This window comes from Herbidospora mongoliensis (assembly GCF_001570545.1).
GTDB lineage: Bacteria > Actinomycetota > Actinomycetes > Streptosporangiales > Streptosporangiaceae > Herbidospora > Herbidospora mongoliensis.
Genome location: NZ_BBXD01000019.1, coordinates 177,777 through 190,064 on the forward strand (window position 1 = coordinate 177,777; position 12,288 = coordinate 190,064).

The window sequence follows — 12,288 nt, forward strand, 5'->3', positions numbered from 1 at the left end:
GCGGCTTCCACATCAGCGCGCAGGAGTCAGCCACGGTTCACGGCCGCCTTGAAGCCCGCCGGCCGGGGCGTGCGGCCGGCCGGTCGGGCGTGAGTGTCAGCCACGGTTCATCGCCGCCCTGATCCGGTCGAGTTCCTCCGACAGGACGGCGTCGCTGGGGTAGTCGGCGTCCCACTCCAGCAGCACCCCCGGCGGCCGGTGCCGGGCGCAGAGCTCGGCCAGCAGGTCGAGCACCTCTTCCGGCGGGGAGGCCGTGTGGGTGTCGTGCCACACGTCGCCGTGGCCGTGGCCGCCGGCGACGTGGACGTACGCGACGTGTTCCAGCGGCAGCGCGTCGAGGGCCTTGACCGCGTCGAACCCCAGGTTGACCTGGTTGGTGTAGAGGTTGGCCACGTCGATCAGCAGCTTCACCCCGGTGCGTTCGACCAGCTCGCCGAGGAACTGGGCCTCGGTCAGCTCGTCGCCGGGCCAGCCGAACAGGGCCGCGACGTTCTCCAGGGCCAGCGGCACCGGCAGGCAGTCGAGGGCGATGCGCACGTTCTCCACGATCACGCTGAGCGCGTCGCGGGTGCGCGGCACCGGCAGCAGGTGCCCGGCTTCGAGGTCTCCCGACCTGACGTACGCGAGATGTTCGCTGACCAGCGGCGACCCGAGGGCCTGGGCGGCCGCGGCCAGGTGGTCGAGCCGGGCCAGGTCGGGCCGTTCGGCGCCGCCGAGACCGAGCGCGACCCCGTGGGGGATCACCGGGATCCCCCGCTCACGCATCAGCCGCAGCGACTCGGGCACCCGCTCCGGGTTGACCTGCTCGGCGACGACCTCGGTGAACTCGACCCCGGGCAGGTGCTCGACGGTCAGGTCGATCTCCGACCGCCAGCCGATCCCCACGCCCAGACGATCGGCCGGAGGATCAGCTGCCACCGCAGCCACCACCACAGCCTCCGCCGCCGCAGCTCGACCCGCCGCCGGAGTCGCCGCCACCACCACCGGAGTCGCTGCCGCCACCGCCGCCGAAATCGCCGCCGCCGAAGTCGGAGCCGGAGCCCCATCCGGAGTCGGAGCCCACCGCGCCGCCGCAGGCGCCCGCGCCGCAGCCGCCGCCACCGCCATGCTGTATCTCGGCGTGGCCGGGCCCGGTGTAGATCGCCAGCCCGTAGAGGGCGATGGTGCTGTCGTTCCCGCCGTTGTGGGCGTAGGCGAGCTCACGGGTGCGCGGGTGGCGCGCCTGGGCCGCCCTGAGCGCGGCGTGCCCGGCCTGGGTCAGCACGCTGCGGTTCTCCTTGGCGTTGCCGGCCGCCGACGCCATCGCGATGATCCAGGTCAGCAGCGACAGGACGAGGGTCAGCACGTTCCAGACCACGAAGTCGAACCAGCCCAGCGCCATCGTCACGATGCTGACCGGCACGAGCAGCCCGGGGATCGCGATCAGCCAGCGCAGCCTGGTGTTGGCCCGCCGGGCGGAGTTGAGCGCCGAGTCGGCCACCACGAGGCCCTGGCCGCGCAGCCCGTAGTCGATGCCGGTGAGGGCCGGGCCCACGGCGACGGTCCGCCGGATGTCGGCCAGCGGACGGCCGTTGACCCCGGCGGCCAGGTCGAGTACCTCCTGCTCGACCCGCTCGGCGGGGGCGCCGGACATTCCCCGGACCGCCGTCACGGTGCCGTCGCGGGAGATGCGCACCCGCCCCTGGGAGACGAGCACGGCGACCGCGGTGTTCACGACCCGGCGCGGGCCGCCCGCCAGGAAGGCCAGGGAGTAGGGATCCAGCGAATGCTGAATGGGGTGCCCGCCGAACTTGACCCGGCGCTGTTCCTTCTTCACCCGTCGCGCCTGACGAGAGACCAGCACCGTCGCGAGGATCGCGGAGATGAAGAGCAAAAGGGAGCCCATGCCGCCTCCAGGGGAGACTCCAGAGTTTCGTCCGATTAGACGATCCCACGGGCGTCCTGGTTCGCGCATCAGCCTAAATACGGGCGGCTTTCTCCACCTTCAGCACGAGACGGCCCGCACCTCCGCCGAGGCGCGGGCCGCCCGCGTGAAAGGGGGGAATCCCGACGCCGTTGGCGGGACTCCTGCTCGTGGGTCAACCCAGTCTGGCGACCAGGGCCCGGTATTCCTCCCAGAGTCCTTCGGGCAGGTGGTCGCCGAAGGTCTCGAAGTGGCCCGGGATCAGGGCGGCCTCCTCGCGCCAGACCTCGCGGTCGACGCTGAGCAGCAGTTCCATGTCCTGTTCCGCGATGTCCAGGCCCTCGGTGTCGATCTTGACGGGCAGCCGTCCGATCGGGGTGTCGACCGCTTCGGCCTGGCCGTTGAGGCGTTCGACGATCCACTTCAGCACCCGGCTGTTCTCGCCGAAGCCGGGCCAGACGAAGCGGCCCTCCGCGTCCTTGCGGAACCAGTTGACGTAGTAGATCCGGGGCAGCTTCGCGCCCTTGGTCTCGCCGACGCCGAGCCAGTGGGCGAAGTAGTCGCCCATGTTGTAGCCGCAGAACGGCAGCATCGCGAACGGGTCGCGGCGCAGTTCGCCGACCTTGCCCTCGGCGGCGGCGGTCTTCTCCGAGGCGACGTTGGCGCCCATGAAGACGCCGTGCTGCCAGCTGCGGGCCTCGGTGACCAGCGGCACCGCGGTGGCCCGGCGGCCCCCGAAGAGGATCGCCGAGATCGGCACGCCCTTCGGGTCCTGCCACTCGCGGGCGATCGTCGGGCACTGGTGGGCCGGCGTGGTGAAGCGGGCGTTCGGATGGGCCGCTGGTTCGCCGGAGTCGGGCGTCCAGGACTCGCCGCGCCAGTCGGTCAGGTGGGCGGGCGGCTCGTCGGTCAGGCCCTCCCACCAGACGTCGCCGTCGTCGGTCAGCGCGACGTTGGTGAAGATGCTGTTGCCCCACAGCGTCTTGATCGCGTTGGCGTTGGTGGTCTGGCCGGTGCCGGGCGCGACCCCGAAGAAGCCCGCCTCCGGGTTGATCGCGTAGAGGCGTCCGTCGTCGCCGAAGCGCATCCAGGCGATGTCGTCGCCGATCGTCTCGACCTTCCAGCCCGGGATGGTCGGCTGGAGCATGGCCAGGTTGGTCTTGCCGCACGCCGACGGGAAGGCCGCCGCGATGTAGCGGGTCTTCCCGTTGGGCGGGGTGAGCTTGAGGATCAGCATGTGCTCGGCCAGCCAGCCCTCGTCGCGGGCCATCGTGCTGGCGATCCGCAGGGCGTAGCACTTCTTGCCGAGCAGGGCGTTGCCGCCGTAGCCGGAGCCGTACGACCAGATCTCGCGGGTCTCCGGGAAGTGGCTGATGTATTTGGTGTCGCTGCACGGCCAGGCGACGTCCTGCTGACCTGACGACAGCGGGGCGCCCACCGAGTGGACGCACTTCACGAAGTCGCCGCGCTCCTCGATGAGCCGCAGGGCCTCCTCGCCCATGCGGGTCATCACCTTCATCGAGACGGCCACGTAGGCCGAGTCGGTGATCTCCACGCCCAACTGGGAGATCGAGCCGCCGAGGGGGCCCATGCAGAACGGGACGACGTACATCGTCCGGCCGCGCATCGAGCCCTTGAAGACCTCGCCGAAGGTCCGCCGCATCTCGCCGGGCGCGATCCAGTTGTTGGTGGGGCCGGCGTCCTCCTCCTGCTCCGAGCAGATGAAGGTGCGGTCTTCCACGCGGGCGACGTCCGACGGGTCGGAGGCGGCGTGGAAGCTGTTCGGCCGGGCCGCGAGCCGGGTCAGGGTGCCCTTCCTGACGAGCATGTTGGTGAGCCGGGTCCATTCGGCCTCGGAGCCGTCACACCATTCGATCCGGTCGGGCTCGGTGAGTTCCGCGATCTCGCTGACCCAGGCGGCCAGCTCGGAGTGAGTGGTCGGATGCGAAAGCTGCAGTGACACGGACACGAGGGCGGCTCCTTAATGTACGTCGGGGCCAATTCATCATCCGCGACGAATACCCGGTAAATCCAATTGGCGTAGACCAGTACGTTTCTGCACTGTTAAACGCGCGATATTCGTCACCACAACCGCAGGTCAGCGAGCTGGGTGATGAGAGAAGCGTACCCATGACGAACCATTTCAAATTTGTGCCGACCACCCCTAACCCATCGTTGTCGTACTAAACATTGGTATAGGCCAAAGTGAATGGTCCAGACCATTCGGTGAATTGGTTCAGTCCACTCCGCCGGGGCCCTCGGCGCGCACCCGGTCGACGGCCTGGAGGGCATCTCGCAGGTCAGCGAGCCAGGTGTCGGTGTGGCGGCCAACCAGCCGGACGCACCACGCGAGGGCGTCGGAGCGGCTGCGGGCGACCCCCGCGGCGACGAGTGTGTCGAGCACCTGCCGCTCGCTCTGCCGCAGCCGGGTCATGACCGGAACGGAAAGTGTGGTGAACATCACGGTCTCGCCACCGATCTTCACGCCCCAGGCCACCTTGCGCCGGAACTTGTGCTCGGCCTGCCGGGCGATCTCGATGCGGCGCTCGCGGGTCTCCTCGCGGAACCGGTCGACGTAGCCGTCTTCGGCGGCGGCCCGCTCGGCGTCGGGCAGGCCCTCGGTGACGGTCAGCGGCGGCAGCGCGCCGACGACGGTGATCTCCTCGCGGTCGACGACGACCTCGGGGCGCTCGGTGAACCAGTTCTCGGGGAGGCGGTGGGCGAACCACTCGGCTTCTGCAGTCATGTAATCAATATTACATCGTTGCGTTCGACTCAGGTCGATATTGACAGTCACAACTTTTTGAGAGCTACTATCAAATTATGGTGACTTCCAGATGGTGGGCGCTCTCAGCCCTCGTTCTCTCCGTCCTCGTGATCGGGCTCGACGCGACCGTGCTCAACGTCGCGCTGCCCACCCTCGCCGTCGACCTCGGCGCCACCACCGGCGATCTCCAGTGGATCGTCGACGCCTACCTCGTCGTGTTCGCCGCCCTGCTGCTGCCCGCCGGGGTCTTCGGCGACCGGCTCGGCCGCAAGAAACTGCTGCTCGCGGGCCTGGCGGCGTTCGGCGTCGCGTCGGCGATCGCGATGCTGGCCGACTCGGTCGGCTGGCTGATCGCCGGGCGGGCGCTCATGGGCGCCGGGGCCGCGCTGATCATGCCGCTGTCCACGTCGATCCTGCCGACGATCTTCCCGCCCGCCGAACGGGCCAGGGCCATCGCCGTCTGGACCGGCGGCATGGCCGTGGGCCTGCCGCTCGGCCCGATCGTCGGCGGCTACCTGCTCGACCACTTCTGGTGGGGCTCGATCTTCCTGATAAACCTGCCCGCGGTGGCGATCGCGCTGGTCGCGGTGGTGTTCCTGGTGCCCGAGTCACGCGACGCCACCGCCCGCAGGACCGACGTGCCCGGCACGCTGCTGTCGGTCGCCGGCCTCGCCGCACTCGTCTACGGCGTCATCGAAGCGCCGACCAGGGGCTGGAGCTCACCGATGGTGCTCGGCACCATCGCCGCCGGGCTCCTGCTCCTCTTCTTGTTCGTACGAGTAGAGGCCCGCGCCAAGGCCCCGATGATGGACCTGGGGCTGTTCCGCGACCGCACCTTCGTCTGGGGCGCCTTCGGCGCGACCGTGGTCTCTCTCGGCATGATGGGCGTGCTGTTCGTCGCGCCGCTCTACCTCCAGGCGGTGCAGGGGTTCGACGCCATGGGCACCGGCCTGCGCATCGTGCCCATGGTCGCCGGGCTGATGGCCGGCGGCCTGATCGGCGAACGCCTGATCAAGCGCCTCAGCCTGCGGGTCATCATGGGCGCGGGCCTGTCCCTGCTGGCGCTGGGCCTGATGGCCGGGGCGGTGCTGCCGGGCGACTATCCGTACACGGCGACCTGGCTCGTCATCACCGGCGCAGGAGTGGGCCTGACGATGGTCCCAGCCATGGACGGCCTGCTCGCGCTGCTGCCGCCCGAGCGTACCGGCATGGGCAGCGGCGTCCTCCAGGCCCTGCGCCAGACCGGCGGCGCCTTCGGTGTGGCGGGGCTGGGCAGCATTCTCTCCTCTGTGTACGCCCATGCGCTCCCGGCCACCGCCCCCGCCGCCGTGCGCGACTCGGTGGCGACGGCGGTCCGCGTCCCGGAGTGGGCCGGGGCCGGGCGCGCGGCCTTCGGCGACGCCATGGACGCGGTGCTGTGGACCTGCGGCGGCCTGATGGCCCTCGCCGCGCTGCTGATCGTCACCTTCATGCGTTCCGCCACAGCTGAACCGGCGGGAGAATCGACCCATGAACTCGCCGGGACTGCGTGAACGCAAAAAGGAGAAGACTCGGCGGACGATCCAGGAACACGCCCTGCGGTTGTTCGCCGAGCAGGGCTACGAGGCGACCACGATCGAGCAGATCGCCGACGCCGCCGAGGTCTCGCCCAGCACCCTGTTCCGCTACTTCCCCACCAAGGAAGACATCGTCATCCAAGACGACTACGACCCGCTGCTGTTCGACCGGCTGGCCGCCCAGCCGCCGGAGGTGCCCCCCGTCAGGGCCCTGCGCAACGCCTTCGGCGAGGCCATGCGGGGCATCCCCGACAACGAACTCGGCCAGATCAGGGCCCGATCCCGCCTCCAGATGAGCATCCCGGCCATCCGCGCCCGGATCTTCCAGAACATGCTCGACACGATGGACCTGCTCGCCGAGGGCATCGCCCGGCGCACCGGCGCCGACCCCGGCTCGTTCCAGGTGCGCGTCCTCATCGGCGCCGTCATGGGCACGATCATCCCGGTGCTGCAGACCTGGGCGACGTCCGAGGAGGACCTGGGCTTCGCCGAGATGATCGACGAGGCGTTCGCGCTGCTGGAGGCGGGGCTGCCTATCGAACCCGCGCCGCGACCTGAGGGCTGACCCGCACGACTCCGGCGAGGTTGCGCATGTTGATCGGCACGATCTTCACGACGTCGCCGGTACGCGGCGAGTGGAGCATCTTGCCGTCGCCCCAATAGATGGCCACGTGGGAGATGTAACCCGGGTTGGTCGGGTCGCTGCGCCAGAACAGCAGGTCGCCCGGCTGGGCCTGGGCGAGCGAGACCTGCGGGCCGGTCGCCCACTGCTGGTTGGTCACCCGCGGCATCTTGATGCCGGCCTGGGCGAATGCCCACTGCACCAGGCCGGAGCAGTCGAACGTGTTGGGGCCTTCGGCGCCCCATACATAGGGACTGCCGAGCTTCGAGGCCGCCGCCTGCAGCGCGGTCTGGGTCTGCGGGCTCGTCATGAGCGCCGACGCCGGCCACTGCACGACCTGCTGCGGCCGGGCGATGCCGCGCTGCCGCGGCGGCGCGATCACGACCGGGTTGATGGTGGCGATCTGACTGCCCGGCAGCACCTTCAGCAGCGCCTTGCGCAGCTTGGCCGAGTCGACGCTGGGCGCGCTCACCACCATGGCGTTGCCGTGGGGCAGGCCGAGCCTGGTCGCGGTGTCGTGGGAGACCACGGCGTGGATCGACCCCATGCCGACCGTCGCGTAGGCGCCCACCCGCAGCTCCGCCCCGGGGCTGCGGACGTCGTCGCCGAGCTTGAGGCCGCCCTCCTGGCCGAGTTCGTAGGAGACCACGACGTCGCCGGCGGCCACGTTGGTCCACAGCTCGTCGGAGGCGGCGGTGGTCTTCGGGGTGAACTTCCGGAACGTCGAGGGGTCGACGCCCATCGTCGGCACCCGCCAGCCGCCCAGGTTCACGTCGGCCGCGTCGGCGATCTCGACGCTCCGCACGCCCTTCTGGCCGCGGACCTTGCCGACCTGGCCGGGGGTGAGCGTCTTGGGGGCGACGACGAAGAGGTGGGGGCGGGACAGCTTGCCCAGCGGCGCGACCGCGTTGGTGGGAAGTTGCCCACTGGCCGCGACGTAGTCACCGGCGACAGGCGGGATTCGGACGTCGAGGGCGGCCCGTTCCTGCACCACGTCGAGCCCGGCCAGCACGAGTAAATCGGTGATCAGCACCACCGCGAGCGCGACGCCGATGACCGGGATCGCCCTCCTGGCGAACTGAGGGCGGCGGAGGCGGGGCCGGAAGGCGAGATCCTGGCGGGCCTCCTTGAGGAGGTGTCCGACCCGCAGTCGCCCGTCGGGCACGCCACCACTCCCTCCGCAGACTCATTGGGCTGTCCCGTTCCACGAGATTGCCCAATGAGATCCGAGAAGTCAAAATCCGCCGGAGCGCGCTTCTCCGGCGGATTCGAATATCCGTGGGTCGGTCTAGCTCCCGATGTAGGGAACGGCCTCCAGCACCTCGACGGTGATCGAGCGGCCGTTGGGCATCGAGTACTTCGCCTTCTCCCCGATCTTCTTGCCGTTGATCGCAGCCCCCAGCGGCGACTTCGGCGAGTAGACGTCGATCGGCGAACCGCTCTCCTCGCGCGAGGCGAGCAGGAAGGTGACCTCTTCGTCGTCACCCTCGAACCGGATGGTCACGGTCATGCCGGGGCCGACCACGCCTTCGGTGCGGGGCGCCTCGCCCACTCTCGCGGAGTCGAGGATCGAATGGAGGTGGAAGATCCTGGCCTCCATCTTGCCCTGCTCGTCTTTGGCGGCGTGGTAGCCGCCGTTCTCCTTCAGGTCGCCCTCTTCGCGGGCGGCCTCGATCTTCTTCGCGATCTCGATCCGACCCGGGCCAGAAAGGCGGTCGTGCTCCTCTTTGAGGCGGTCGTACGCCTCCTGCGTCAGCCAGGTGACGTTTTCGTTGTGGGAGACGGCCACGCGGGTTCTCCTTGCTTCCCTAGGTGAATCGAAGGGCTAACAAGTTAACGCCTTCGAACGCTTCCCCAAAGATTCCAGTCTATACGAGGGAGCAGCCCTGAACGTCTACGCTTGTGGCTTGCGCGCTGATCCTCACCTGTTCGGTGAGGGCGACGTCACCACTGCCCGGGGGAATGGTGATCTCCCGGGTCCCGACCTCGACGTGGTGGACGTCGACGGCCCGCAGGCGGCACGTCGCCGCGCGGTCGCCGGGCTTGTTCACCACGAAGGTGACCTCGGCGGTGTCGGGGCGGCTGGTGTCGAAGGTTACGACGGTCGCCCGCACATCGGGGTTACCCCGGGCCGACAGGATCACATAACCCCACCCGCCGGCCACGATCGCCACGACGACGGCCATGATCACGTACACGAGGAACCGGCTTTTGCCCAGGGGCGGCTTGGGCGGGAACTCGTCGGGGGTGCCCAGGATGGGTCGAGGAGCTGGTGACGACATGAAAGGAATCTCCCTGCGCTTCCCCGGCGTTGTCCGAGACAATTCTCTTCAACGCTATTGGATCCACGTGACAAGGAGAGCCGTGACGAACGCGCTCAGGCTGATGGCCGTGCACGCGCACCCCGACGACGAGTCGAGCAAGGGTGCGGCCACGATGGCCCGATACGCCGCCGAGGGCGTCGAAGTCCTCGTCGTGACCTGCACCGGCGGGGAACGTGGTTCGATCCTGAACCCCAAGATGGACCGTCCAGACATCCTGGAGAACATGGGCGAGGTCCGCCGCCTGGAGATGGAGCGCGCGAGGGAGATCCTCGGCGTGGACCAGCGGTTCCTCGGCTTCGTCGACTCGGGCCTGCCCGAAGACGAGAACGAGCCCCTGCCCGAGGGCTGCTTCGCCCTGCAGCCGATCGAGGTCGCCTCGGCGCCCCTCGTGGCGGCCGTGCGCGAGTTCCGCCCCCACGTGATCCTCACCTACGACGACGACGGCGGTTACCCCCACCCCGACCACATCAAGACCAACCGGGTGTCGGTGGAGGCCTTCGAGGCGGCCGGCGACCCCGACCGCTATCCGGGCACGGGCGAGCCCTGGCAGCCGCTCAAGATGTACTTCCACGGGGGCTTCACCAAGGCCCGCTTCGAGGCGCTCCACGAGGCCATGAACAGCCGCGGCCTCGGCTCCCCCTACGCCGACTGGATCGCCCGCTGGGAGGACCGCCCGCAGAAGTGGGAGACGACCACCCGCATCCCCTGCGCCGACTGGTTCGAGACCCGTGACAGGGCCCTGATGGCCCACGCCACCCAGGTCGACCCCGACGGCTTCTGGTTCGCCTGCCCGCGCGAGATCCAGCAGGAGATCTGGCCGACGGAGGACTACCACCTGAGCCGTTCCCTGGTCGACGTCACCCTGCCGGAGGACGACCTGTTCGCGGGCATCCAGGTCCCCGCCGGAACCGGCGCCGCCCCCTGCTCGTAGACTGCATACCGTGATTTCGATCGCCACTCCCGCCACCGACCCGACGGCAATCGGGCCCGGCCTGCTCGGCTTCCTGGTCGTCGCCGCCATCGGTGTGGCCCTGTTCTTCCTGATCAAGTCGATGAACCGGCAGATCGCGAAGATCGAGGTGCCCCACGAGGGGAATCCCAAAAGTGACTGACGTCGCCGACAACGCCGAATCAGGGCGCTTCGAGATCAGCGTCGACGGCGCCGTCGCGGGCTTCGTGAAATATCGTCTGCCGCGTCCCGGCCGGATCGTGTTCGTGCACACCGAGATCGATCCGGCCTTCGAGGGCAAGGGCCTCGGCTCGAAGCTCGCGCGGGCGGTGCTCGACTCGGCCCGCGAGCGAGGCCTTGAGGTGGTGCCGATGTGCCCGTTCATCAAGGGCTACATCGACCGCCACCCCGAATATGCCGATCTAGTCGCCTGACCAGGCTCTTTCCAGCGCCTTGGGCAGCCCCCACCAGCCCAGAGGGGTGAGCACCTCGGCCTTGTCGACGATGCCGAGATGGGCCCAGAGCGGGGTGACCGAGGTGAAGAGCATCTCGGTCGCCTCCAGCTCCTCGGGGTCGTCGGGCTCGCTCACCAGGTCTTCTGAGTCGGCGATGAACCGGGCGATCCGCTCGGGCGAGGCCAGCACCCCCGGGCCGTAGCGGGTCAGCGCGACGATCGCGGCCAGCCAGTCGGCGTGGTGGATCGCGCACAGCGACGCCAGCACCGAGTCCTCGTGGCTGAGCTCGCCGTCGAGGTCGAAGAAGCGGGCCGCGTCGGCCTCGTCGGGCAGATCGGATATCGGCGCCGCGAGGCCCGCCGCCACCGTGAGCCACAGATCTTCGTCGGTGTCGGGCAGCAGGGCCTCGTCGATGCCGGCGCAGGCGCGCAGCACGTTGCCGGGGAACCCGGGCGACACCAGCGAACGCCGCAGCCGTTCGGTCGCCGCCTTCAGGTCGGCCGCTGGGAAGGGCGGCTCGGGCAGGTCGTCGAGGGCCCTTCTGAGCTCCTGGAGCGCGTAGGCCTCTTCTTCGTCCCAGGCGGCGTAGAGCTCGGCGTCCTGCTCCTCGCTCACCGACACTCCCGGCACCCGCCCGTCGGGCAGTCCCGTGGTCAGCCAGCGCTCCTGCAGTTCCTCGTAGGCCTGCCGGGAGGTCACATCCCCCTGGGCGAGGGCGTCGGGATCGATGACCCCGGCCGTGACGAGCTCTTCGAGGTGGGCCACGAGGCGTTCGTACATCTCGGTGGCCACCGGGCCGCGCTCGCTCTCGTCGGGCCAGACGAAGTAGCTGCGGGTCAGCAGGATCGGCTCGGTGCCGGTCGACTCCAGCCAGCGCTGCACGTCGCCGACGGTGGCCACGCCCGACTCGATGCGGGTCAGGGTCGACTTGGCCGACTCCCAGAACACCACCGTCAGCGGGTTCCCGGCCGCCATCAGATCGCGGCGCAGCTCGGGCAGCGACACCAGGGCCTGCCCCGACTGGACGGCCAGCAGCGCGCGGGCCACGTCACGGCGGCTCAGGGCTTGGGCGGGCCGGCCCGCGTGGCGAGCCGCGAAGTCCAGATCGACGCTCACGCGTTCTCCTCCGTCGGCAGGTGCTTCCGACTTCTGTGCCTGACGTCTCGCTCGCTCACGTGTCGTGAGCCTACGCCCGCCGGTCTGACGCGGCTAGCGGGGCGCTTGGGCAAGGCTCATACGCAATCGGATGCGGGATCGGCCGACCATCTGGGAGATGCTGAACTCGTCGCACAGCTGACCCATCAGCCACAGGCCGAACCCGCGCGGCGTGGTCGCCGAGGGGCGGCTTCGGTGGATGTCCTGTGGCTGGAGGGTGCCCGCCGAGTCGGTGACCTCGACGGTGAGACCCTCGCTGTCGTACCAGATCTCGACGACGCCTTCGCCTCCGCCGTGTTCGAGCACGTTGATCACGGCCTCGTTGACCACCGTGACCAGGTCGTTGAGACGGTGGCCGCCCAGCCCCGCCTCGGTGGCCAGAGTGGCGACCCTGCCGCGCAGCTCGATCAGGTCGGTGGTGATCGCCCACCGGAGATGCTGGTCGGTGTTCACTCCGTCCCCCTGTGATAGCTCGTCGCACGCTAACTACCCGGCACTCGCCGGTCAATTCGTAAGCCGCATGATTGCCATCTTTCCGGGCACTATCGTGAACCGTG

General features: G+C 69.4%; 14 protein-coding genes. 5 read left to right on the forward strand and 9 right to left on the reverse strand.

The genetic code is table 11. The annotated features are described in order from the left end of the window. Positions 1-96 precede the first annotated feature (96 nt). The 4 genes from AW272_RS44545 to abmR form a co-directional block, all read right to left on the reverse strand. Positions 97-918, reverse strand: a complete 822-nt coding sequence (locus tag AW272_RS44545) for an MbnB/TglH/ChrH family RiPP precursor modification enzyme (RefSeq protein ID WP_245657766.1) — start codon at positions 916-918, stop codon at positions 97-99. Then, entirely contained in the window at positions 908-1,885 is a 978-nt protein-coding gene (locus tag AW272_RS45330; protein ID WP_066371590.1) for a TIGR04222 domain-containing membrane protein, read from the reverse strand. The genes AW272_RS44545 and AW272_RS45330 overlap by 11 nt, the downstream gene beginning before the upstream one ends. A gap of 193 nt (positions 1,886-2,078) precedes the next feature. Beyond that, a complete protein-coding gene (locus AW272_RS28625; RefSeq protein ID WP_083958780.1) occupies positions 2,079-3,866 on the reverse strand; it encodes a phosphoenolpyruvate carboxykinase (GTP) in 1,788 nt (595 codons plus the stop codon). A 273-nt stretch (positions 3,867-4,139) separates the two neighbouring features. After that, a complete protein-coding gene (gene abmR, locus AW272_RS28630; RefSeq protein ID WP_066371593.1) occupies positions 4,140-4,649 on the reverse strand; it encodes an ATP-binding transcription factor AbmR in 510 nt (169 codons plus the stop codon). 77 nt (positions 4,650-4,726) lie between these two features. Between abmR and AW272_RS28635 the strand changes: the two genes are divergently transcribed. Together AW272_RS28635 and AW272_RS28640 are read left to right on the forward strand one after the other, a co-directional pair. Then, positions 4,727-6,202, forward strand: coding sequence for an MFS transporter (locus AW272_RS28635; protein WP_066371594.1), 1,476 nt, complete (start codon positions 4,727-4,729; stop codon positions 6,200-6,202). Then, the gene (locus tag AW272_RS28640) at positions 6,180-6,791 is read left to right on the forward strand and encodes an acyl-CoA-like ligand-binding transcription factor (RefSeq protein WP_066371595.1); all 612 of its coding nucleotides are present in this window, start codon (positions 6,180-6,182) and stop codon (positions 6,789-6,791) included. Before AW272_RS28635 ends, AW272_RS28640 begins: the two co-directional genes overlap by 23 nt. Here the strand turns inward: AW272_RS28640 and AW272_RS28645 are convergent. From AW272_RS28645 to AW272_RS28655, 3 genes are all read right to left on the reverse strand, one after another. Beyond that, positions 6,760-8,013 (reverse strand): C40 family peptidase, encoded by a 1,254-nt coding sequence (locus tag AW272_RS28645; RefSeq protein ID WP_083958764.1) that lies wholly within the window; start codon positions 8,011-8,013, stop codon positions 6,760-6,762. The genes AW272_RS28640 and AW272_RS28645 overlap by 32 nt on opposite strands. A gap of 123 nt (positions 8,014-8,136) precedes the next feature. Beyond that, positions 8,137-8,637, reverse strand: coding sequence for a transcription elongation factor GreA (gene greA / locus AW272_RS28650; protein ID WP_066371596.1), 501 nt, complete (start codon positions 8,635-8,637; stop codon positions 8,137-8,139). 79 nt (positions 8,638-8,716) lie between these two features. Beyond that, positions 8,717-9,130 carry a DUF4307 domain-containing protein gene (locus AW272_RS28655; protein WP_066371598.1) on the reverse strand — a complete coding sequence of 138 codons (414 nt, stop codon included), beginning with the start codon at positions 9,128-9,130 and terminating at the stop codon, positions 8,717-8,719. Positions 9,131-9,212: 82 nt separating this feature from the next. Between AW272_RS28655 and mca the strand changes: the two genes are divergently transcribed. Genes mca through AW272_RS28670 form a run of 3 tightly spaced genes read left to right on the forward strand, consistent with a single transcriptional unit; the run spans position 9,213 to position 10,555 of the window. Continuing rightward, a complete protein-coding gene (gene mca / locus AW272_RS28660; RefSeq protein ID WP_066371601.1) occupies positions 9,213-10,103 on the forward strand; it encodes a mycothiol conjugate amidase Mca in 891 nt (296 codons plus the stop codon). Positions 10,104-10,113: 10 nt separating this feature from the next. After that, positions 10,114-10,284, forward strand: a complete 171-nt coding sequence (locus AW272_RS28665; RefSeq protein WP_245657767.1) for a hypothetical protein — start codon at positions 10,114-10,116, stop codon at positions 10,282-10,284. Further along, complete coding sequence (locus AW272_RS28670) at positions 10,277-10,555, forward strand: GNAT family N-acetyltransferase (protein WP_066371604.1); 279 nt, start codon at positions 10,277-10,279, stop codon at positions 10,553-10,555. Before AW272_RS28665 ends, AW272_RS28670 begins: the two co-directional genes overlap by 8 nt. Here the strand turns inward: AW272_RS28670 and AW272_RS28675 are convergent. Together AW272_RS28675 and AW272_RS28680 are read right to left on the reverse strand one after the other, a co-directional pair. After that, positions 10,544-11,692 (reverse strand): hypothetical protein, encoded by a 1,149-nt coding sequence (locus AW272_RS28675; protein WP_066371605.1) that lies wholly within the window; start codon positions 11,690-11,692, stop codon positions 10,544-10,546. The genes AW272_RS28670 and AW272_RS28675 overlap by 12 nt on opposite strands. A gap of 93 nt (positions 11,693-11,785) precedes the next feature. Beyond that, complete coding sequence (locus tag AW272_RS28680; RefSeq protein WP_066371607.1) at positions 11,786-12,184, reverse strand: ATP-binding protein; 399 nt, start codon at positions 12,182-12,184, stop codon at positions 11,786-11,788. Between the last annotated feature and the right edge of the window lie 104 nt (positions 12,185-12,288).

Coding starts and splice junctions, on each gene's coding strand:
- AW272_RS28635 (WP_066371594.1), top strand. CDS start 4,727: ATGGTGACTTCCAGATGGTGGGCGCTCTCAGCCCTCGTTCTCTCCGTC.
- AW272_RS28655 (WP_066371598.1), bottom strand. CDS start 9,130: ATGTCGTCACCAGCTCCTCGACCCATCCTGGGCACCCCCGACGAGTTC.
- AW272_RS45330 (WP_066371590.1), bottom strand. CDS start 1,885: ATGGGCTCCCTTTTGCTCTTCATCTCCGCGATCCTCGCGACGGTGCTG.
- AW272_RS28640 (WP_066371595.1), top strand. CDS start 6,180: ATGAACTCGCCGGGACTGCGTGAACGCAAAAAGGAGAAGACTCGGCGG.
- abmR (WP_066371593.1), bottom strand. CDS start 4,649: ATGACTGCAGAAGCCGAGTGGTTCGCCCACCGCCTCCCCGAGAACTGG.